A 21,504-nucleotide genomic window follows, 5' to 3' on the forward strand; every position below is an offset into this window, starting at 1 on the left:
GCTAAGGGATAGTTGATGAAAAAATTTGGTTTGATTGGCGCAGCTGGTTATATCGCTCCTCGCCACCTGAAGGCAATAAAAGAGACTGGTAATGAGCTTGTCGTTGCGATGGATATAAATGATTCTGTTGGAATTATGGATAGTCATTTCCCTGATGCTGAATTCTTTACTGAATTTGAGCAGTTTTCTGCTTACATTGAAGATTTAAAGATTAAAGGTGAAAAACTAGATTATATTGCTGTCTGTTCGCCAAACTACCTTCATTTACCGCATATGAAGTTTGCATTGCAGAATGGTATTGATGTTATTTGTGAAAAACCGTTGGTTTTAAATGCATGTGATCTTGAGGTTCTTACACGTTATGAGCAAGAGTATGGGGCTCAAGTTAACTCTATTTTGCAACTGCGTCTGCATCCATCTATCTTGAAATTGCGTGAAAAAGTGCAGTCAGCGCCCGAAGATAAAAAGTTTGATGTCGATCTTACATATCTGACTTCAAGGGGTAAGTGGTATCTAAAATCTTGGAAAGGCTTTGATGAAAAATCAGGTGGTGTTGCGACCAATATCGGTGTCCATTTCTACGACATGTTGCATTTTATCTTTGGCGACATCGTGAAGAACGAAGTGCATTATCGCGATGAAAAGACCTGCTCAGGTTACCTTGAGTATGATCGAGCTAGAGTACGTTGGTTCCTGTCTATTGATGCTAATCATCTTCCGGATAATGCTATTCAGGGAGAGAAGTTGACTTACCGCAGTATCTCTATTGAAGGGGAAGAGCTTGAGTTCTCCGGTGGCTTTACAAATCTGCATACCCAAAGTTACCAGCGTGTACTTAAAGATAAGGGCTATGGTGTAGAAGAAAATCGTGCTGCAATTGAAACAGTAGAAAATATTCGAGTCAGCCCGCTGACGGTACAGCCTGAAAATCCACATCCTCTGCTACAAAGGGTGCTTTAATCATGGCTGATTTCTTTCAGCATGAAAGTGCTATCGTAGATGATGGTGCCCAAATAGGAGAAGGGTCGAGGATTTGGCATTTTGTCCATGTTTGTTCAGGTGCTGAAATTGGTCGTGGGGTATCATTGGGTCAAAATGTTTTCGTTGGGAATAAAGTAGTAATTGGTAATAACTGCAAAATTCAAAACAATGTGTCTGTCTACGACAATGTGCATCTTGAAGATGGTGTGTTTTGTGGGCCAAGTATGGTTTTTACCAATGTCTACAACCCACGTTCGTTGATCGAAAGAAAAAATGAATATCGAAGTACCTTTATACGTAAGGGAGCTACTTTGGGTGCTAACTGTACAATTGTTTGTGGGGTCACAATTGGCAAGTATGCTTTTATTGGTGCAGGGGCTGTTGTAAACAAGGATGTACCACCTTATGCATTGATGGTTGGAATGCCAGCAAAGCAGATAGGTTGGATGAGTGAATATGGCGAACAACTAGATATACCTCTAACAGGAAATGGACGAGTTTGTTGCCCGCACTCGGGTGATATATATGAGTTGAATGACTCGAAACTTACAAGGGCTCATGTTTGATGCAGTTTATTGATCTTGCCACTCAACAAAAGCGGATTAAAAATAATATTGATCAGGCAATACAGCGAGTGCTTTCCCATGGGAAGTATATTTTAGGACCTGAAGTTTCTGAGCTTGAGGTTGAACTGGCTGATTTTGTGGGTGTCCAGCATTGTATTAGTTGTGCTAATGGAACCGATGCTTTACAAATAGCTCAGATGGCTTTGGGTATTGGTCCAGGTGATGAAGTTATTACTCCAGGTTTTACTTACATCGCTACAGCAGAAACAGTTGCTGTTTTAGGGGCTAAACCTATTTATGTGGATGTTAACCCTAAGACATTTAATTTAGACCCTGAAAAATTAGAAGTTGCTATAACATCAAAAACAAAAGCGATCATTGCGGTTTCGTTATATGGTCAGTGTGCAGATTTTGATGAAATCAATAATATTGCTGAAAAATATAATATTCCTGTTATTGAAGATGGGGCTCAAAGTTTCGGAGCGTCATATAAAGGACGGATGTCAGGTTCTTTAACTCGTATTGCGACTACATCATTTTTCCCTAGTAAACCATTGGGTTGTTATGGTGATGGAGGAGCTATATTTACAAATGATGAAGAACTTGCTGTTGTGTTGAGGCAGATATCGAAGCATGGACAGGATAAACGGTACCACCATGTCCGTGTAGGTATAAATAGTAGGTTGGATACTATTCAAGCAGCTATTTTACTGGAAAAGATAAAAATATTTCCTGATGAACTTAAAAAGAGACAAAGTGTTGCTGAACTATACAGGAAAAAATTAAGTGGAATATCAGGTATTTGTCTCCCTCATATTAAGGATTTTAATGTAAGTGCTTACGCTCAATATACATTAATTACTGATAGTAGAGATAAACTGCAGGAAGGTTTGGCGAATAAGGGTATTCCGACTGCGGTTCATTATCCAATCCCATTGAATAAACAGCCTGCTGTGCAGGACTTGTCAGCTGATTTGTGTGTAGGGGATTCGCTTTCAGAAAAGGTGTTAAGTCTACCTATGAATCCTTATCTAAATGAAGATGAGCAAGATATGATTTGTGAAAATATAATCTCTTCTTTATGAAAAAATTAATTGCTCAATTATATAGACTTCTTAATAGTGATGAGAAGAGAAAAATTATGGTCATTCAGATCATGGTTTTGATTACGTCACTTTCAGAAATTATTGCTATTGGTTCTATTGCTCCATTTATGGCTGTTATAGGCGATATGGAAGTATTAAATGATGGGGGAATGATATCTAAGCTCTATAACTGGAGTGGATTGTCAAACCCAGAAGATTTTGTGTTTTTCTTGGGTGTTTGTTCAGTCTTGTTATTGCTTTTTGGTAGTCTTGTCTCTGTTTTCAATAGTTGGCTCACTATTCTTTATGGACAGAAAATTGGTGCTGGTATTAGTAATAGATTGTATAGCACTTATCTATATAAAAGCTGGGTCGAACACTCAATAACTTCTAGTAGTGATTTGACGAAAAAAATTGCACAAGAAAGCGGAAGGCTGACTAACGGCATTATTTTACCGTTGCTTCAAATGAATTCAAAAATTGTGCTTGTGTTTTTTGTGTCAGTAGCTTTATTGATTTATAACCCAGTAGTGACATTTTTTGGGTTGTGTATATTTGTAGGTGCGTATTTGGTTATTTATGCTTTATTTAAATCCCGACTACATAAAGCTGGAAATCAATTGACAGAGGTTAATACAAGTCGCTTTAAGTTGATGTCAGAAGGTTTTGGGGGTATTAAAGATATAACCTTATTTGGTAGGCAGAAATACTATATAAAACGTTTTTGTTGTGAAAATGAAAAGGTCGTTTTGGCGCAAACAACAGTTCAGACCTTAGCTTTGATCCCTAAGTATATAGTTGAGTTATTTGCTTATGGCTCGGTTATTTTACTTGTGCTTTATTTGTTGAAAGAGCACTCAGGAAACTTGGGTGATATTTTGCCTGTGTTAGCTGTGTTTGGTTTGACAGGGTTTAAAGTATTACCTGCTTTGCAAGCTGTCTATAATTCAGCTGCTAAGGTAAAAGGGAATTATGCGGCTTTTGAATCTATAAAGGCTGATTTAAAAGATAGCCAAAAATTGGAAAGTGATTCCTCTGGAGATTCTATCCACCTACAAAAATTAATAGATATTAATAATGTTTTCTTTAGATACCCATTAAAGAGCGAGTACGCATTATCTGATGTCAGTTTAAAGATTCCGGCGAATACTACAGTCGCTTTTGTTGGTGCATCAGGAAGTGGTAAATCTACTATTATTGATTTGATTATGGGGTTAATTGAACCTTCTAGTGGATATATTAAAGTAGATGAGAATAAACTGTCGTCAAAAAATACTGTCTCATGGCAAAATAACATAGGTTTAGTGCCTCAAACTATATTTCTATCTGATTCTAGTATTTTAGAAAATATTGGATTTGGATTGCCTATTGAAGAAATTGATATTCAAAAAGCTTCTAAGGCAGCTAAATTGGCATGTCTAGATGACTTTCTTAAAGAGCTTCCAGAAGGTATATATTCCACAGTAGGGGAAAGAGGGGTTCAATTGTCTGGAGGGCAGAGGCAGCGTATAGGCATAGCAAGGGCATTATATAATAATGCTCAAATGCTTGTTTTTGATGAGGCAACCAGTGCATTGGATAGTGTTACTGAAAAAAGCATAATGCAATCGATTGATGCATTAGCTGGGCAAAAAACTCTTGTTTTGGTAGCGCACCGATTATCTACGATAAAAAAATGTGATGTCATTTATTTTATGGAAGGCGGAAAAGTAGTTGATTCAGGTACCTATTCGCAACTTGTATCCAAAAATAAAAAATTTAAAAAGCTAGATTCATTATCATAGGTGTGCAATGTCATTCTTCTATTCCTGCAAAAAGCAAAAATTAAATATTGTAAGTGAGGGTTTAAAAAACTTTGCTGGAATACAATGCTATGTGGCCGGTGAAATTTTTGAACCTCAAATAAACGATATTGAGGTTTATAAATGTCTCCGAGATGGTGTTGATGTTTCTGATTTTGTAGGTGATTTTTCATGCCTTTTTGAAGACGATGATTTTTTATATGTCATCAATGACGAGCTAGGTACTATAAAGTGGTTCTACAGTTACGTTGAAGGTGAATTTGTTATTTCCTCGGACTTTTGGAAAGTGGCATCTGAACTTGATGTGACAGTCAATGATATATGTAAAACATCACTATATGAAATAATGCTTTTGGGAGTGCCTCTTAAGAATCGTACTTGGATTAATGGGATTAATGTTGTTCCTAGAGGCAGTATTCTAAAGTTTTCTAAAATTAATGGTCAGTTGAGTATTAATAGTTATCTGGATATAAACTACACTGAATCATTCTTAGGTGATAAAGAAGAACTGTTTGATAAAATTGATAGTTGTCTCAAAAAGACAGTAAATGTTGTTCAATCTAAGAACCCTGACGATACATTATTTGTCTCTACTAGTGGTGGACTGGATTCTCGGTTCCCACTTCCGTATTTATCCTTGTTTAAAAAAGTTAATTCTTTTTTGATTGGTCAAAAGGCATCCGTGCTTGAGCCTTTTGACTTGCGAAATGCAAGGAAACTAACAAAGCAATATGGCGTTGATGTCAAAATGGTTTCACCTCATTCTCTTGATATCAATGATAAGGTTTATCTTGATGTAAGTAGGAACCCAATTGGACAGTCTAATATACTTAAAGCTGTTGATAGCCGAGCTATTGTAGATTCGCCAGAGCACTCCGTACTGTTAACCGGTTCTCATGGGGGGTTAATAGGTGGGAGAGTACTAAATGAGGACATGTTAGGTTCAAAAAATTCATCTGAACTCTCAAAAAGAGTACTCTTTTATTATTCTATCATCAAAAATATGGATTATATAAAAGCACTTGTAAACCGTAGAAATGAGAATGTATATAGTCGCAAGTTTAAAACTTTATTGGGTTTGTTGTTCGGGGAGCAAAAGGCTAAATCCAATTGTAAAGTTAACGCAGAAATGCGAGTAGATGAATTTATTGATTCTGATTTTTTGTTTTTTTCTGAGTATAAAGGTGATGTGCTATCATCAATTGAAGAAATAATCGAGAACGATATTTCTAAAGGTAAGAATAATTTAAGTGTAATTATGAATTACCATTTATACCGTCATAGTATAAGGGGGGTATTTGAAAGCATGTTAGGTCAAGTTAGGTCTTACTCTATCTATATGCCTTATATATATAACTTTTCAAAAACATGGCCGAAGGAATACCTGAGTGGTAGGGTCGTAATGGAAGAGTTTTTGTATCACCGTTATAAGGAGCTCTCAAAGGTTCCTTTGCAATCATACAAACCGGCTATTTCCGATAGGATATCTGGTAAGACATTCTTTTTAAAAAGGCTTAAACATGTCTTGAGTTTAGGACTTAGGCGCTTAGCTATCGATTATAATGTTTGGTGGAAACGCAGCGAATTACGCCGTTCTTCAGAAGATGTTATGTCTAAAGATTCCTTTTTTTATAAATGTTTTGTGAAAAACGATGTTCTTAATCTTTTGAATGCGAGTAGATATACACAGTTAGGTGAAAATCTCTATAAATATAAGGTGATGGTTGACGCAGTTGAAGATGGTAGTTATCGGAAATTTATAAATTCTGGTGAATTTCCTAGTGATTCTAAGTACTAGCTAAGAGGTTTTTTGAACTTGGTAGAGAATAGAGGTTTCGAAGAGATAATAAGATCGGGAGGCGATCATCGTCTTGATATTATCCAAGGTTCTTTTTTGAATCTGTATGGTTGCAGCCCAACCCCTTATGAGCATATCTCTTATTCTTCATCAACCGCCTCAACGGTGAGTTTTGATGCTTATAATCATGCCCGAAATATATTTGACAGAGTTTGTAAACTTGATGATCTATCCGACCCTTTTCAAAATGTTAGGGATAGGCTTCGTTCATATATAGGCTTGGATGATTCAGTTGACATAGCTCTAGGTCCCTCTGGGACAGATATGGAGCTTATAAGCTTGCTGGCTTCTATAGAAAAAAATCCTGTTGTATCAAATATACTTGTTGCCCGTGATGAAGTCGGTTCAGGTATTGAATTTGCGGCCAGTGGTAGGCACTCATCTTCTACAACCCCTAGTGGGAAGTCTGCAACAAAGGGCGACTATATTGCTGGATTTGAAAAACACGATATCGAACTCGAGAGTGTATCAGTAAGGCATAGTAATGGTTCAATTGTGCCAGTTGATGACGTTTTAAAGGACGTTGTAAGCAAAATTGAATCTGCAACTGCTAGAGGACGGCGTGTCTTATTGCATCTTGTTTATCGTACAAAAACTGGGATTATATCGCCTTGTTTTTATTCGATAAAAAAGCTAATGCAAAAATATTCAGAAAATTTGGATGTTGTTGTAGATGCTTGTCAGTATAGGATGTCAAATGAGAGCTTAAGATTGTTACTTGCAGCAAATTGCATGGTAATAATAACAGGCTCCAAATTTTATGCTGGCGCTCCTTTTTCATCTGCTTTATTGGTACCAGAATCTGTACGAGATCGTTTTGTGACCAATAACTCCTCCATCCCTAAAGGCATAGAAGATTACTTTTCCAGAAGTGAGCTTCCGATTAGGTGGGCTATTTTTAATTCTTTGCCGTCAGAGCGAAACAACGTAGGGCTTTTATTGCGTTGGGAGACAGCGCTATATGAGATGACTCGTTTTTCAGCTGTTCATAAAGAAAGGTTTCAGGCATCAGTTCAAATTTTCCATGAAGTACTAGATCAAATTATATCTAGCTATGATTGCTTCTCTTTGGTTAGAGAGGATAAAGGTGTATCGCTCGTTACAGAGCAAGATTCAATATTCAATCAGACAATACAGACTTTCGTGTTGGAAGACGGAAAGAAAGAATTAAATGACGCTAAGATAATTTATCAGGCCTTATATCAAGATTTATCTCCTATTCTTGATAATCCTATAGCAAAGACTATATGCCATATAGGGCAGCCTGTTAAGGTTAAGAAGAATGCTGATGGCAATTGGAGTGCAGCTTTAAGAGTTTCGCTCAATGCCAACTATTTTGCCCAGCAATCGGGTAAAATATTGGATAAACAACGTATAGTTTTACAAAGTGAGCTTGGTGCAATTTTTAGTAAAATGAAGCTGATTTTAGATAATTATGATTCTGTGAAAGAATTTGTTTCTGAGAGGGGAACGTTTTGAGTTTTTTTGAAGGTTTTGATAACAAAACAGTTTTAATTACTGGTGGTACTGGTTCTTTCGGAAAAAAATATACAGAGATCATTTTAGAGAAATATAATCCCAAGAAAATCATTATTTTCTCTAGAGATGAACTTAAACAGTTTGAAATGCAGCAAACTTACGATGCCCCCTGTATGCGTTATTTCATAGGCGACGTTAGAGATTCGCAGAGGTTGATAGAAGCAATGGATGGGGTTGATTATGTCATTCATGCTGCAGCTATGAAGCAAGTACCTGCTGCTGAATACAATCCTATGGAATGTATAAAAACCAATATTCATGGTGCTGAAAACGTTATTAAAGCAGCTATACAGCATAATGTAGATAGGGTGATCGCACTTTCGACAGATAAAGCAGCTAATCCTATTAATCTCTACGGAGCTACTAAATTAGCTTCAGATAAACTTTTCGTTGCAGCCAACAATATGGTGGGGAAACGGAGAACACGCTTTTCTGTTGTTAGATACGGTAATGTGGTGGGGTCGCGTGGCTCTGTCGTACCATTTTTTAATAGTTTAATTAAGCAGGGGGTGGAAGAGCTTCCAATAACACATTCTGATATGACGCGTTTTATGATTACTTTGCGTCAAGGTGTCGAATTTGTGCTTAAAAACTTTGAAAGAATGTATGGTGGTGAAATATTTATACCTAAAATTCCTTCTATGGCTGTAGTCGAGCTAGCCAAAGCCATGGCGCCGGACCTTAATCATAAGATTATAGGCATCAGACCTGGTGAAAAGCTACATGAGATTATGTGTCCTGCTGATGATTCTCATCTAACTTTGGAATTTGATGATCACTATGTGATATGTCCTACGATACAATTTACCCATCAATCAGATTATTCTGTTAACCAATTAGGAGAAGCAGGTCAGCTCGTTTCTCATGGGTTTGAATATCACTCAGGTAATAATAATGAATGGCTCAGTCATGAGGCATTTAATGACATGCTTGATGAAATGGGTGACGTGTAAGTGATTCCTTATGGCAAACAAGATATTAACCAAGATGATATTGATTCAGTCATTGAGGTTTTACAGTCTGACTTCTTAACTCAAGGGCCGAAGGTGCCGGCATTTGAAGAGGCCGTTTGTAAGTATACGAGCGCAAATTATGGTGTTGCAGTTAATAGCGCTACTTCTGCTTTACATATAGCTTGTTTGTCTCTAGACCTGAAAGAGGGGGGAGTGTTATGGACAACTCCTATCTCCTTTGTCGCAAGTGCAAATTGCGGTCTATATTGCGGAGCGGATATCGATTTTGTCGATATCGATCCAGAAACTTACAATATCAGTGTCACTGCGCTTGAGGACAAATTAAAACAAGCTCAGATTGATAATTGTCTTCCAAACATATTAGTTGCAGTACACCTCTGTGGGCAATCATGTGATATGGAAGCAATAAGGCGCTTATCTCGCGAATATGGATTTTATGTGATTGAAGATGCCTCGCATGCAATTGGAGGTGAGTATCAAGGGAAGAAAATTGGCAGTTGTGAATATAGCGATATAACCATCTTCAGTTTTCATCCAGTGAAAATTATTACTACTGCAGAAGGCGGGATTGCAACGACTAATGATAAGTACCTAGCAGATCAAATGCGTTTGTTTAGTAGTCACGGTGTTACCCGTGATCCTGAATTGATGACCAAGGAAACAGAAGGGCCTTGGTACTATCAGCAGATCTGTTTAGGTTATAACTACAGAATGACTGAATTACAGGCTGCTTTGGGTATAAGCCAATTAGTTAGATTGGATGAATTTGTTGCACGTAGACATTATCTTGCAGAAAAGTACGATAGCCTCCTCAAAGGAATGGCATTAGATACCCCTAAACAAAACTCTTCATGCTATTCGTCATTTCACCTGTATATTATTCGTTTGAGGTTAGTTGATATACCTAATAAGACACACAGGGAAATATTTCAGTATTTAAGGGATAGAGGGATAGGGGTCAATTTGCATTACATACCGATTTACACTCAGCCTTATTATGAACAGCAGTATAGCTGCAAGATTGGTGTTTATCCTGAGGCCGATAGATATTATGAAGAAGCAATAAGCCTTCCTCTATATCCCAAAATGAGTGAAGAAGATCAATTGTCAGTGGTTAGTGCATTAGCTAAGGCTATAGAAGTATGAATGTTGCTATCATTCCTGCAAGAGGTGGTAGTAAACGTATACCACGGAAAAATATAAGATCTTTCTGTGGTAAGCCTATGATTGCATGGACTATCGAGGCTGCGAAAAAAAGCGATTGTTTTGATAAAATTATTGTTTCAACAGATGATCAAGAAATAGCTGATATTGCTCGAAAATTAGGTGCAGATGTGCCTTTTATGAGGCCTGATTATTTGTCGGATGACTATACTGGTACAGTGCCCGTTATTTGTCATGCCGTGGAATGGTTTAAACGAAATATAGGCGAAGTGAAGTTTGCCTGTTGTCTTTACGCTACAGCTCCTTTTATTGATTATCGATATATTCAATCTGGCTATGACCTTGTTACTAGTAAAGAGAGCATAGATTATGCTTTTACAGTAACTACATTCCCATTTCCTATCCAGCGAGCTATTAAGACGTTGGGGAATGGAAGAATTACAATGTTTAACCCCGATTTGTATGAAACACGCTCTCAAGATCTTGAAGAAGCTTTACATGACGCTGGTCAGTTTTATTGGGGTACTGCAGACGCATGGTTAAGTAAGAAGGCTATCTTCTCAGCTGAGTCTGCCCCTATAAAATTACCAAGGCATTATGTACAAGACATTGATACAGAAGAAGACTGGGTTCGTGCTGAATGGTTGTTCAAAGCTATGGAATTAGCTAAAGGTTGATAATGAAAGTTATCTTCAGAGTTGATTCTTCCATTACCATGGGTAGTGGGCATGTTATGCGTTGTTTGACACTGGCAGAAGCACTAACGCGTCATGGGGCAATCTGCAGATTTATTTGTGCTGAACATAACGGTAATCTGATAGAGCTTATTTCACAGCGTGGATATTTAGTACATTCTTTGCCTTTAGCAATGTCAACTGTAATTGATATCGGAAGTCTAGCTCACTCGTCATGGCTAGGGCGTAACCAAGCAGAAGATGCCGCTTTAAGTTTACCTTTTATTCAGCGTTTCGAACCTGACTGGCTCATAATTGATCATTACGCTTTGGATTATGAATGGGAAAGCTCGATTAGCGCATTAGTAAGCAATATTATGGTCATTGATGATTTAGCAGATCGTCGGCATGACTGTGATATCTTGTTAGATCAAACATTTGGTAGGAATAAATCTGATTACAAACCGTTGGTACCTGCTAAATGCGCTCTCCTATGTGGTACACATTATGCCTTGTTGAGGCCGGAATTTTCCAAATGGCGGTATGCTAAAAAAAGCAGTACGAGATTGGATCGACTACATGTACTAATCAATCTTGGCGGTGTCGATAAAGATAATTATACGGGCGAAGTACTTAAGCAAATAAAAAAAATAGATCATATCTCTCAGCTAAAACTATCAATAGTGATGGGTTCTCAAGCTCCTTGGTTGGATTCAATAAGGGAGTTAGCCAATGAACTGCAGTGTGAAACGACGGTTCTGGTTGGTGTGAATAATATGGCTGAGTTAATGCATAGTGCCGATATTTCAATAGGTGCAGCAGGTTCAACATCTTGGGAAAGGTGTTGCTTAGGCTTGCCTACTATTATGTTGGTCACAGCAGATAATCAGAGATTAATAGCCACAGTCTTACATGAAGAATACGTTGCAATTTTGACAGATGTTAAAGGGCTAAATTGTGCTATTAATGACATTATGACAAATAATGAAAAATTGAGCGTGATGTCTTCAAATGCGTCGAGAATATGTGACGGAGAAGGGGCTGCAAGGGTAATAAATACAATAGAATCAATTGGTAAAGTTAAGAATTCTGAATCGTCTGGGAAGTAATCATGTATCTAAGAAAAGCAACTAAAGAAGATGTGTGGATGCTATTTGAGTGGGCAAATGACGAGGAGGTTAGAAAGCAAGCTTTTAATAGTGATCCTATTGAGATTAGTGAACATCATAATTGGTTCAAAAGGGCTCTAGCTTCTGCGAGCATAGAAATCTACATCGCTTTACTTAACGAAATACCAGTCGGCCAAATACGTTTTACGCTATCAAATGATAACTCTGCTGAGGTTGATATTCATACAGCACCTAGTAAACGAGGGCTCGGCTATGGTGTGAGTATTCTAAAGTTAGGTATAGAGAAAATTTACAAAGATACACATGTTGAAATTATTAAATCCATGGTAAAAGTAGATAATAATAGGTCTTTGAATACATTTTTAAAATTGGGCTTTAACAATAAAGGTATCAAAGCGCACAATGGAATAAATTGCTTTTACTTAACCTATGAAAAAATCTGATAAAGGCTTCTCTAAGTTCGACTTGGTTATCGCAAGCTGTAAAACATGGCATTATGATAATTTTTTAAAACTATCCCTAAAGCACGAAGAGCACGATTGGCATTGGGTGGAGAATGTAAACGAGCTTGAAACCCTACTTGATAAGCTCCAGCCAAAATACATCTTCTTTTTGCACTGGAATTGGATTGTTCCTGAGCGCATTTGGTCAAAGATAGAGTGTGTTTGCTTCCATATGACTGATGTACCTTATGGTCGTGGTGGAAGTCCTCTACAGAATCTAATCAAAGACAGTAAAACTTCAACTAAATTGACAGCCCTTAAGATGGTTGAAGAAATGGATGCCGGTCCAGTTTATGTAAAAAAAGACCTGTCATTAGCAGGGCGTGCTGAAGAAATTTATATGCGTGCGGGTTGTCTTTCTTTCGAAATCATTGAATGGATGATTGGTGTTTTCCCTGAACCAGTTAACCAGGAGGGTGAGGTGACGCTGTTTACTAGAAGAACACCTGAACAAAGTCTTATGCCGATAGAAGGTCAAATAGAAGATTTATATGATCACATTAGAATGCTAGATGCAAAAGGGTATCCACATGCCTTCATTGATCATGGTGAGTATCGATATGAGTTTGTTAACGCATCGGTTTCTGATGAAGCCATCAAAGCTGAAGTAGTAATTAGAAAAGTTAAACCATCTTAAGGTATATAAAATGGCATTCGTAATTGATGGTCGAGAAATTGGTAATAACCAGCCTCCTTACATAATCGCTGAACTATCTGCAAATCACAACGGTAGTTTGGATAGGGCGTTTGAAACTATCGATGCAGCTATAGCTGCTGGGGCGGATGCAATTAAATTGCAAACGTATACAGCTGATACGATGACTATCGATTGCGATGATGATGATTTTCTTATCAAAGGAGGATTGTGGGATGGATACAAATTGTATGATTTGTATAAATGGGCTGAGACACCGTTCGAATGGCATAAAGCCATGTTTGATTATGCAAGAGAAAGAGGAATTACAGTTTTTTCTACGCCATTTGATGAGTCTGCGGTTGATCTACTAGAAGAACTGAATGCTCCAGCTTATAAAGTTGCTTCATTTGAACTTACTGACCTTCCTCTGATTAGATATATAGCTAAGACTGGTAAACCGATAATTATGTCTACGGGTATGGCATCTAAAGAAGAAATTACAGAAGCTGTAAATGCTGTTAGAGCAGAGGGCAATAAAGATTTAGTAGTGCTCCATTGTATAAGTAGTTACCCTGCACCAATGGATCAAGCTAATTTAAAGCAAATGAGCGAACTTGAGAAAAGTTACAAAATTATTCCTGGTCTGTCCGACCATACGCTTGGTACTACCGTTTCGATCGCAGCTGTTGCGATGGGGGCAAAAGTAATAGAAAAACACTTTACACTAAGTCGAGAAGATAAAGGCCCGGATAGCGATTTTTCAATCGAACCGGAGGAGCTTAAAGCTCTATGTGCTGGGGCGCGTGATTGTTGGCTTGCACAAGGGAAGGTTGGATATCAAAGGCAAGAGGCAGAAAAGGCAAATGCAATTTTTAGGCGTTCAATCTATTTTGTAAATGATTTGCCAGCAGGAGCAGAGATTACAGAATTAGATATCAGACGAATAAGGCCTGGAATGGGGTTAAAGCCAAAGTTTTACGATCAGTTAATAGGCAAGAAACTCAAGGTTCCTGTTAAAAGAGGTACTCCTACCAGCTGGGAGCTTTTTGATGAGTAAAGTTGTTTTAGTTGTAGCTGCTCACTCCGATGATGAAGCGTTAGGATGTGCTGGTACTCTTGCAAAGCATGTTGAGTCTGGAGATATTGTACATCTCTTTTTTTTAACTGATGGAATTGGTGCTCGATTAGGTTCGGATGAAGACAAAAATAATAGGGTGATAGCCACTGAAATTTCTGCAAATGCCCTAGGAGTTGAATCATATGATTTTGCAGAATTTCCTGATAATCAAATGGATAGTGTCCCATTATTGGATATAGTTAAATGTATTGAAAGCAAGATAAAAAGTATTGAGCCAGACATTATATATACACACCATGGCGGAGATTTGAACGTCGATCATCGTTTAACACAACAAGCTGTATTGACTGCATCAAGGCCTCAGCCTTGGAATAAAGTTAAGGAAATATATGCTTTTGAAGTGCTTTCAAGTACTGAGTGGCAAACACTAAACGAGCCACCTTTTCTGCCAAATGTTTTTGTGGATATCTCTCCTTTTATTGATAAAAAAAGGGAATCGTTGAGCGCTTATAAGGAAGAGATGCGAGATCCACCTCATAGCCGTAGCATTGAAAACACAATAAACCTTTCAAAGTATAGAGGAAATACCGTGGGCGTAGCTTATGCTGAGGCCTTTGTTTTGTTGAGATATATAAAATAGATTAATTTAAATTTATTTTTACAAGTCTAGATTAGTGGGTGTAACTGACTGGCCTTGTTTCTAGGTTTTTATAATAATTAGTGTTTTGTGCAGATCTATTATAGGAAAATCGATTGAGTCGACTAGATATATTGAAATCAGCAATCCAAAAAGAAAGGGCCAGAATTAAAAAAACTACGGTTCTAATTATAAGGGGAGATGCTCACTGCACAACCAAAATTAATGGCAAATATTATTCGGTACTGTCTGATCCTGTAAGGGAAGGACTAATAACTGAAAATATAAGTGTTCAAGTTATTGCCAAGCCATTTTCTAAATTGGTAGCTCATAAATGTGCAGATCAGGCTGTTGACATTGAGGTTGGCTATAGCCGAGCCATTTTGGCCGAAAAGTTTTGCAAGGGACGTATTGTATCTTTCTGGAAAAAAGTTATTAAAGAATCTGAGTGTAAATATATCATTGCAATCTTTCCTAATAAAGAATTGTGCTTGGCTGCTAATCAATTGGGCGTACCAATCGCTGATTTGCAGCATGGAGTCATTTCCTTTGAACACCCATCTTATGGCTCTGAATATCGTAAGGCAATTAACAAGGCTGAATTGCCTAGTGAATATTTATTGTGGGATAACAATAGTAAGGCAGTTGTAGATGAATGGTGTTTAGATAAAGGAATTAAAACAACAGTAATTGGTAACCCTTCATTTGTTAAATTTGGAAATGACGCGATAAAAAAGGACAACAAGAAATACAATACAGTTTTGTATACCTTGCAATGGGGCCTAGAACGAGAATCTAAAGATGTTGGTCAAAGCTTGAGGAATTTCTTGTGGCCAAAAAAATTAGAAGAAATAGCAAAGAGTGGGTCAAAGCATAATTGGATCTTTAGGATTCACCCAGTCCAGTATCCAGAAAAGGAAGAAATATTTTCTTTAATAAAAGAATTCTTTGGAAAAGAGTCATATGACCTATCAGTAAAGTATGATCAAATGCCACTTTTCGAGGTACTGCAGAATGTTGATTTGCATATGACTTATAATAGCTCTGTGGCTATTGAATCAGCAAATTTAGGTATAACTACAATATTCTTAGATCAAGAACTAAAGTTAGGTGGAACTAGGGAAGGTTACTATAAATACGAGAAAGAAGCTGGGATCGCGATAGTTAAAGATATAGGTGACGCCGAGTTAATGGATGTTAAATATTGTGGAGATTCTCGTGGATGTAACTATTTGCCGCAACTTTCTTGTTTTAACTCATTTATCGACCGCCTAAGCAAGGGGAAGTTTTGAAAGTTTTATCAATCGTTCTTAATGACTTTATAAATGACAGTCGAGTTATTAAAACATCACGCAGCTTATCTCTCCAAGGTCATGAGGTCTTAGTAGTTGCTTTACATTCAGATTCATTACCTGAATATGAGTCTAATGATGCGTTCAATGTCCATAGGGTTAATTTAAAATCTAGGACTTGGTCTAAGAATAGAATTGTGCAGCTGTTTAAATATGCTGAATTTATCGTAAGGGTTTTGTGGAAGTATAAGAATTCCTTCGATGTTATTCATTGTAATGATTTGAATACGTTGCCAATGGGGATACTATTAAAAGCTATTTCCAATTCCTCTGTTTCAGTTGTGTATGATTCTCATGAATACCAAACTGAAATTAAAGGGTTATCCAACAAGCTTAAACCTCTATTAAGATTTATTGAAAAATTTTTATTGAGGTTTGTGGATAAGACTATTACGGTGAGTGAATCTATTTCCTCTGAATATAAGAGGATTTATGGTATAGAGAAGCCAGAGTTGGTTCTAAATTGCCCTAATTACGTTGTGCCATATGACCAAGACTTAATTAGAGAACAACTCGATATAACTAAAGAAAAGAAAATATTACTCTACCAAGGTGGGTTCTCTACAGGTAGAGGGATAGATATTTTGTTATCTGCCTTTGAGTCTTATGAAAAAGGTGACATAGCCCTAGTATTTATGGGGTATGGTCCACTAGAAGCCAGAATCATTGAATTTGCTGAAAGAGTGGATGATATCTATGTTTTACCTGCAGTATCCCCTGATGTTCTCCTTCAGTACACATGCTCTGCAGATTTTGGAGTTATTTTTTATGAAGATAATTGCCTTAATCATAGATTTTGCTCTCCTAATAAAATTTTCGAATACTTGATGGCTGGTATTCCAGTACTTAGTTCAAAATTGTTTGAACTTGAGCGAATAATTAATGCTAATGGATTAGGGGTGGTGGCTAAGAGTAACGATGTTCAGGGCTTTTTAGATGCGTTAACTGATTTATCTAAATATGATAATGCCCTTTTTGTCCAGCGGCTTGAAGAAAATCGTCAGAAGTTCTGTTGGGAAGCACAAGAGAGAGTTTTGTTGAAGGTGTATAATGACTTATAAAATCTGTCATCTAACGTCTGTTCACACAAGATTTGATACTAGAATATTTTCAAAAGAGTGCAGTTCCTTAGTTTCTTTTGGGTACGATGTTAGCTTGCTGGTCGCTGATGGCTTAGGAAACGAGATCGCTCAAGGAGTCAGTATTTATGATGTTGGTAAAAGTTCCTCTAGGCTAAAGAGAATGCTATTTGCAACAAATAGAATTTACAAAAAGGCTATTGTGCAAGATGCAGATGTTTATCATATCCATGACCCTGAACTCCTGCCAGTTGCAACAAAATTAAAAAAAAGAGGGAAAAAGGTACTATTCGATTCTCATGAAGATGTACCAAAACAGATTCTGAGTAAGCCTTACTTGGGTGAGTTTGCAAAGAAAGTTATATCGAATATATTTAAAATTTATCAAAAGCAGGCTATATCGAAGCTGGATGGGGTCGTTGCTGCTACTCCATTTATACTTGAAGCATTAAAGCCATTTTCTAAAAAAATCATAGATATCAATAACTTTCCTCATGTTGGTGAGCTTACAGCCGATAAATGTACCTGGAATAATAAGGAAAATGCCATAAGCTTTGTTGGATCGTTTTCTGAGATAAGAGGCCTTAATGAAGTTGTCAACGGGCTAGCACTCACAGAGAATCCAGTTACTCTATTTCTTGGAGGGCACTCGACCGATAATTACCTCAATCATTTGAAAATGCTGAATGGTTGGGGTCAGGTTAATTACTTAGGTGCTTTGGATCGTAATGCTGTTAGAGAGGTGTTTAATAAATCATTCGCTGGCATTGTAACTTTCCATCCTTTACCAAATCATATTGATGCCCAACCGAATAAGATGTTTGAATACATGAGTGCAGGTATCCCTGTTATTGCTTCGAATTTTCCGCTTTGGAAAGATATTATTGAAGGTAATAAGTGTGGGCTTTGTGTGGATCCGTTAGACCCAGCTCAAATAGCAGTAGCTATAGATTACTTATATAAGAACCCCCAAGAAGCTGAAAAAATGGGTGTAAATGGAATGAAGGCCGTTAATTGTAAATATAATTGGCATGTGGAAGAAAAAAAGTTAATCCGTTTTTATCGTAGCCTGTAAGAGTATTAGTTAAATGAAAATTGTAACAGTTATCGGTGCTAGACCGCAGTTTATTAAAGCAGGTGTTGTTTCTAATGCTTTTTCAGCTATTGATGGTTTAAATGAGTTTCTTGTTCATACTGGTCAGCATTTTGATGACAATATGTCCCGTGTTTTTTTCGAACAACTTGGTATACCTAAGCCCGATGAATATCTAGATATACATGGTGGTATGCATGGCCAGATGACTGGCCGTATGCTAGCAGCTATTGAATCTACTTTAATCGAAAGGAAACCCGATTTGGTAATGGTCTATGGTGATACTAATTCAACTTTAGCTGGATCTTTAGCAGCTTCAAAGTTGAATATTCCCGTGGCTCATGTGGAGGCAGGACTTAGAAGTTACAACATGAGAATGCCGGAAGAAGTAAATCGAATCTTGACTGATCAAATCAGTGACTATTTATTTTGTCCTACTGAAACTGCAATTAACAACTTATGTAATGAAGGTTTTAAGAGTAAGAGTTGTTTATTGAAGAATGTGGGCGATGTTATGCAAGATTCCGCTGTTCAGTTTGCAGATAAAGCTGTTAGGCCTGCTGCGATTAAGACCAATTCAGATTTTATTCTTGCCACCATTCATCGAGCTGAAAATACTGATAATTTAGACAACTTGAAATCCATAGTTGAAGCATTGAATTATATCCATGCGAATATAGCTCCAGTAGTTATTCCTTTGCACCCTAGGACATTAAAATGTATAGCTGAGTCAGGTTTATCTTTAAATGTAGATGTCTTGGAGCCCGTAGGATACTTAGAAATGTTGTGGCTTCTAAATAATTGTCAATTAGTTCTTACTGATAGTGGTGGGCTCCAAAAGGAAGCTTTTTTCTTTGGAAAATATTGTGTAACCCTCCGTGAAGAAACGGAATGGGTCGAGTTAGTCGATGAGGGAGCTAATGTACTTGTTGGATCTAATACTGATTTAATATTAAGAAACAGCAAGCAGATGCTTGGTAAAACTGTTGATGATGAGAAGCAACTTTATGGGGGCGGTAAAGCATCGCAGAGAATTGCTCAGGTGCTAAGTAGCTTATAAGGTAAATGTTTTGGCTTTAGTATCTATCATTACTCCCGTATACAATTCATCGAAGTATATTGAAAATTGTATTGAATCAGTCAAGAAGCAGGATTATACAGAGTGGGAGCATATTTTCGTTGATGACTGCTCCACTGACAACTCTGTAGCGCTCATTGAGCAATATGCTTGCGATGATTCTAGGATAAAGATTCTCAAATTAGATAGTAATTCAGGGCCTGCTGTAGCAAGAAATTTGGCTATAAGAGAAGCGAAAGGCCGCTTTATTGCCTTTCTTGATAGTGATGACCAATGGTTGCCACACAAGTTGCAGAGGCAGATTAGTTTTATGCTAAACCAAAATGTGGATTTCTGTTTCTCTTCATATGTACAGATAGACGGTAATGGTCGAGAGCAAGCAATAGTTAAGGCTCCTGAATCTGTAAGTTATAATCGTTTGTTAAAAAAGAACGTTATTGGTTGCCTAACTGCTATATATGATACGAAATCCCTTGGGAAAGTTTATATGCCTCTTATCCGAAAGCGTCAAGACTTCGGGCTGTGGTTAAAAATTCTCAAGAAAACCGATAAAGCGCATTCCATTAGCGAGCCACTTGCTAAATATAGGGTTCACGAGTTATCGGTTTCTGCTAATAAAAGAAGTGCTGCGACATATACGTGGAAGTTGTACCGAGAAATTGAACATCTTTCCCTGCCTTATGCATGTTATTGCTTTATTTGTTATGCACTAGAAGGTTTATATAGATCCAAACTTTCTTCTCTGTTTGATAAACGTGGGTAGAAATAATAATGTCAGCTAATAATGTTTTGGTAACTGGAGCTAATGGGTTTGTTGGACAAGCTCTTGTAAGGAGCTTAGTTTCTTCTTGGGAAGGGCAAATTAATGTTGCCTGTAGGCATAAAGTTGAGTTTCCTAAAGGTGTTAATCGTTTTATTACTGACTTTACTAAATCTGATCAGTCTCTAGTCGCTGCGCTTGAGGGGGTTGATACAGTTGTTCATCTTGCTGCTCGTGCTCATCTTCTAAAAGATGATGCAATTGATCCGCTACTTTGCTTTAGAGAGGTTAATGTTGAGACAACTCTCAGGTTAGCAAAACTAGCAGTAAAAGCGGGTATGAAACGTTTTGTATTTATAAGTAGTATTGGTGTTTATGGTGGTAGCTCTGCAGCAGCTTTTAATGAGCAGACTTCATTTAATCCACACACTGATTATGCTGTTTCTAAGCTTGAGGCTGAACAACAGCTGATGCAATTAGCCAAAAAATTAAATTTTGAATTAGTGATCATTAGACCTGTATTAGTATATGGGGCTTATGCTCCAGGAAATTTTGGCAAGTTGGTCAAGCTAGTTTCTAAAATGCCGGTTTTGCCATTTGGGTTGGTTGGTAATCGTAGAAGTTTTATTTCTGTTGATCGTTTGGCAGAGTTTATTTGTTTGTGCGCTCAGCATCCAAATGCTGCTAATCAAGACTTTGTAATTGCTGATAACCCTTCTATTTCAACACAAATACTAATTAATAATATAGCTGAGGCTTTGGGTAAAAAAGTCATTCAACTTCCCATTCCAGTATTTTTGATGAAACTAATAGCTAAATCACTAGGTAGGGGTAATATGGCTGAACAATTATTTGGGGATCTTGAAGTAGATGTTACTAAGGCTAATCGCTTGCTTGGTTGGGAGAGTAAATATCCCATAAATAATGGTTTGATTGGTCTTAAGGGGAATGAGTAGTTTTATGTATCGTTTTTTGGATATAGTTATATCGTTTGTAGCTCTTTTTTTTCTGTGGCCTTTATTGTTAATAGTATGTCTTATTGGTTGTTTTGATACGGGATCACCTGTTTTTCTTCAAAAAAGGGTTGGTAAAAATCAGAAACTGTTTACGTTAATTAAATTCCGCACAATGAAGCCTGATACTGCTTCTGTCGCGACCCATCTAGCAAGCTCCTCCTCTATCACGAAGTTTGGGCATTTTTTAAGGAAATCAAAAGTGGACGAACTTCCTCAGTTAATCAATGTCTTGTTCGGTAGTATGAGCTTAGTGGGGCCAAGGCCTTGCTTATTTAATCAAGAAGAATTAATTGCAGAGCGGCAAAGTCGTGGTGTGTTTGACGTGCTGCCAGGTATAACAGGTTTGTCACAAATCAATCAGATTGATATGTCCACACCTAAACTGCTTGCAGAATGGGATCAAAAAATGATTAACAGTATGAGCTTGCGGAACTATTTCACCTATATTGTTGCAACGGGTTTAGGGAAAGGCGCTGGTGACCGTATTCGTTAATTTTT

Annotated in this window: 21 protein-coding genes; all 21 read left to right on the forward strand. The window is 37.4% G+C overall.

Annotated elements, in window-relative coordinates; translation table 11 throughout:
* The first annotated feature begins 15 nt into the window (after window positions 1-15).
* The 21 genes from ACMXYP_RS02660 to ACMXYP_RS02760 all read left to right on the forward strand — a co-directional run bounded on the left by ACMXYP_RS02660 (window position 16) and on the right by ACMXYP_RS02760 (window position 21,499).
* On the forward strand, window positions 16-960 hold the full coding sequence (locus ACMXYP_RS02660; RefSeq protein ID WP_415883462.1) for a Gfo/Idh/MocA family protein: 945 nt from the start codon (window positions 16-18) through the stop codon (window positions 958-960).
* Between the two features lie 2 nt (window positions 961-962).
* Window positions 963-1,547 (forward strand): acyltransferase, encoded by a 585-nt coding sequence (locus ACMXYP_RS02665; RefSeq protein ID WP_415883463.1) that lies wholly within the window; start codon window positions 963-965, stop codon window positions 1,545-1,547.
* Window positions 1,547-2,632: a DegT/DnrJ/EryC1/StrS family aminotransferase gene (locus tag ACMXYP_RS02670; RefSeq protein ID WP_415883464.1), complete on the forward strand. Its 1,086-nt coding sequence runs from the start codon at window positions 1,547-1,549 to the stop codon at window positions 2,630-2,632. Before ACMXYP_RS02665 ends, ACMXYP_RS02670 begins: the two co-directional genes overlap by 1 nt.
* A complete protein-coding gene (locus ACMXYP_RS02675; RefSeq protein WP_415883465.1) occupies window positions 2,629-4,416 on the forward strand; it encodes an ABC transporter ATP-binding protein in 1,788 nt (595 codons plus the stop codon). The genes ACMXYP_RS02670 and ACMXYP_RS02675 overlap by 4 nt, the downstream gene beginning before the upstream one ends.
* Before the next feature lie 7 nt (window positions 4,417-4,423).
* Window positions 4,424-6,232, forward strand: coding sequence for a hypothetical protein (locus ACMXYP_RS02680; RefSeq protein ID WP_415883466.1), 1,809 nt, complete (start codon window positions 4,424-4,426; stop codon window positions 6,230-6,232).
* 12 nt (window positions 6,233-6,244) lie between these two features.
* Complete coding sequence (locus ACMXYP_RS02685; RefSeq protein ID WP_415883467.1) at window positions 6,245-7,771, forward strand: hypothetical protein; 1,527 nt, start codon at window positions 6,245-6,247, stop codon at window positions 7,769-7,771.
* Window positions 7,768-8,784 (forward strand): UDP-N-acetylglucosamine 4,6-dehydratase (inverting), encoded by a 1,017-nt coding sequence (gene pseB, locus ACMXYP_RS02690; RefSeq protein ID WP_415883468.1) that lies wholly within the window; start codon window positions 7,768-7,770, stop codon window positions 8,782-8,784. The genes ACMXYP_RS02685 and pseB overlap by 4 nt, the downstream gene beginning before the upstream one ends.
* Complete coding sequence (pseC, locus tag ACMXYP_RS02695) at window positions 8,785-9,951, forward strand: UDP-4-amino-4,6-dideoxy-N-acetyl-beta-L-altrosamine transaminase (protein ID WP_415883469.1); 1,167 nt, start codon at window positions 8,785-8,787, stop codon at window positions 9,949-9,951. It begins immediately after the preceding gene.
* Complete coding sequence (pseF, locus tag ACMXYP_RS02700) at window positions 9,948-10,646, forward strand: pseudaminic acid cytidylyltransferase (RefSeq protein WP_415883470.1); 699 nt, start codon at window positions 9,948-9,950, stop codon at window positions 10,644-10,646. Before pseC ends, pseF begins: the two co-directional genes overlap by 4 nt.
* Window positions 10,647-10,648: 2 nt before the next feature.
* Window positions 10,649-11,752, forward strand: a complete 1,104-nt coding sequence (gene pseG, locus ACMXYP_RS02705) for a UDP-2,4-diacetamido-2,4,6-trideoxy-beta-L-altropyranose hydrolase (RefSeq protein WP_415883471.1) — start codon at window positions 10,649-10,651, stop codon at window positions 11,750-11,752.
* Between the two features lie 2 nt (window positions 11,753-11,754).
* A complete protein-coding gene (locus ACMXYP_RS02710; protein WP_415883472.1) occupies window positions 11,755-12,216 on the forward strand; it encodes a GNAT family N-acetyltransferase in 462 nt (153 codons plus the stop codon).
* The gene (locus ACMXYP_RS02715) at window positions 12,203-12,913 is read left to right on the forward strand and encodes a hypothetical protein (RefSeq protein ID WP_415883473.1); all 711 of its coding nucleotides are present in this window, start codon (window positions 12,203-12,205) and stop codon (window positions 12,911-12,913) included. Before ACMXYP_RS02710 ends, ACMXYP_RS02715 begins: the two co-directional genes overlap by 14 nt.
* A 10-nt stretch (window positions 12,914-12,923) precedes the next feature.
* Window positions 12,924-13,970, forward strand: coding sequence for a pseudaminic acid synthase (pseI, locus tag ACMXYP_RS02720; RefSeq protein ID WP_415883474.1), 1,047 nt, complete (start codon window positions 12,924-12,926; stop codon window positions 13,968-13,970).
* Window positions 13,963-14,631 carry a PIG-L deacetylase family protein gene (locus ACMXYP_RS02725; RefSeq protein ID WP_415883475.1) on the forward strand — a complete coding sequence of 223 codons (669 nt, stop codon included), beginning with the start codon at window positions 13,963-13,965 and terminating at the stop codon, window positions 14,629-14,631. The genes pseI and ACMXYP_RS02725 overlap by 8 nt, the downstream gene beginning before the upstream one ends.
* A 113-nt stretch (window positions 14,632-14,744) precedes the next feature.
* Window positions 14,745-15,920 carry a hypothetical protein gene (locus tag ACMXYP_RS02730; RefSeq protein ID WP_415883476.1) on the forward strand — a complete coding sequence of 392 codons (1,176 nt, stop codon included), beginning with the start codon at window positions 14,745-14,747 and terminating at the stop codon, window positions 15,918-15,920.
* A complete protein-coding gene (locus ACMXYP_RS02735) occupies window positions 15,917-17,041 on the forward strand; it encodes a glycosyltransferase (protein ID WP_415883477.1) in 1,125 nt (374 codons plus the stop codon). The genes ACMXYP_RS02730 and ACMXYP_RS02735 overlap by 4 nt, the downstream gene beginning before the upstream one ends.
* Entirely contained in the window at window positions 17,031-18,134 is a 1,104-nt protein-coding gene (locus ACMXYP_RS02740; RefSeq protein ID WP_415883478.1) for a glycosyltransferase family 4 protein, read from the forward strand. The genes ACMXYP_RS02735 and ACMXYP_RS02740 overlap by 11 nt, the downstream gene beginning before the upstream one ends.
* A 13-nt stretch (window positions 18,135-18,147) precedes the next feature.
* Window positions 18,148-19,212: a non-hydrolyzing UDP-N-acetylglucosamine 2-epimerase gene (gene wecB / locus ACMXYP_RS02745; protein ID WP_415883480.1), complete on the forward strand. Its 1,065-nt coding sequence runs from the start codon at window positions 18,148-18,150 to the stop codon at window positions 19,210-19,212.
* Window positions 19,213-19,222: 10 nt separating this feature from the next.
* Window positions 19,223-19,993, forward strand: a complete 771-nt coding sequence (locus ACMXYP_RS02750) for a glycosyltransferase family 2 protein (RefSeq protein ID WP_415883481.1) — start codon at window positions 19,223-19,225, stop codon at window positions 19,991-19,993.
* Between the two features lie 8 nt (window positions 19,994-20,001).
* A complete protein-coding gene (locus ACMXYP_RS02755; protein WP_415883482.1) occupies window positions 20,002-20,946 on the forward strand; it encodes an NAD-dependent epimerase/dehydratase family protein in 945 nt (314 codons plus the stop codon).
* A 4-nt stretch (window positions 20,947-20,950) separates the two neighbouring features.
* Complete coding sequence (locus ACMXYP_RS02760) at window positions 20,951-21,499, forward strand: sugar transferase (RefSeq protein WP_415883483.1); 549 nt, start codon at window positions 20,951-20,953, stop codon at window positions 21,497-21,499.
* The last annotated feature ends 5 nt before the right edge of the window (window positions 21,500-21,504 follow it).

Origin of the sequence: Neptuniibacter sp. QD34_54, from assembly GCF_047778055.1 — a bacterium.
Lineage (GTDB): Bacteria > Pseudomonadota > Gammaproteobacteria > Pseudomonadales > Balneatricaceae > Neptuniibacter.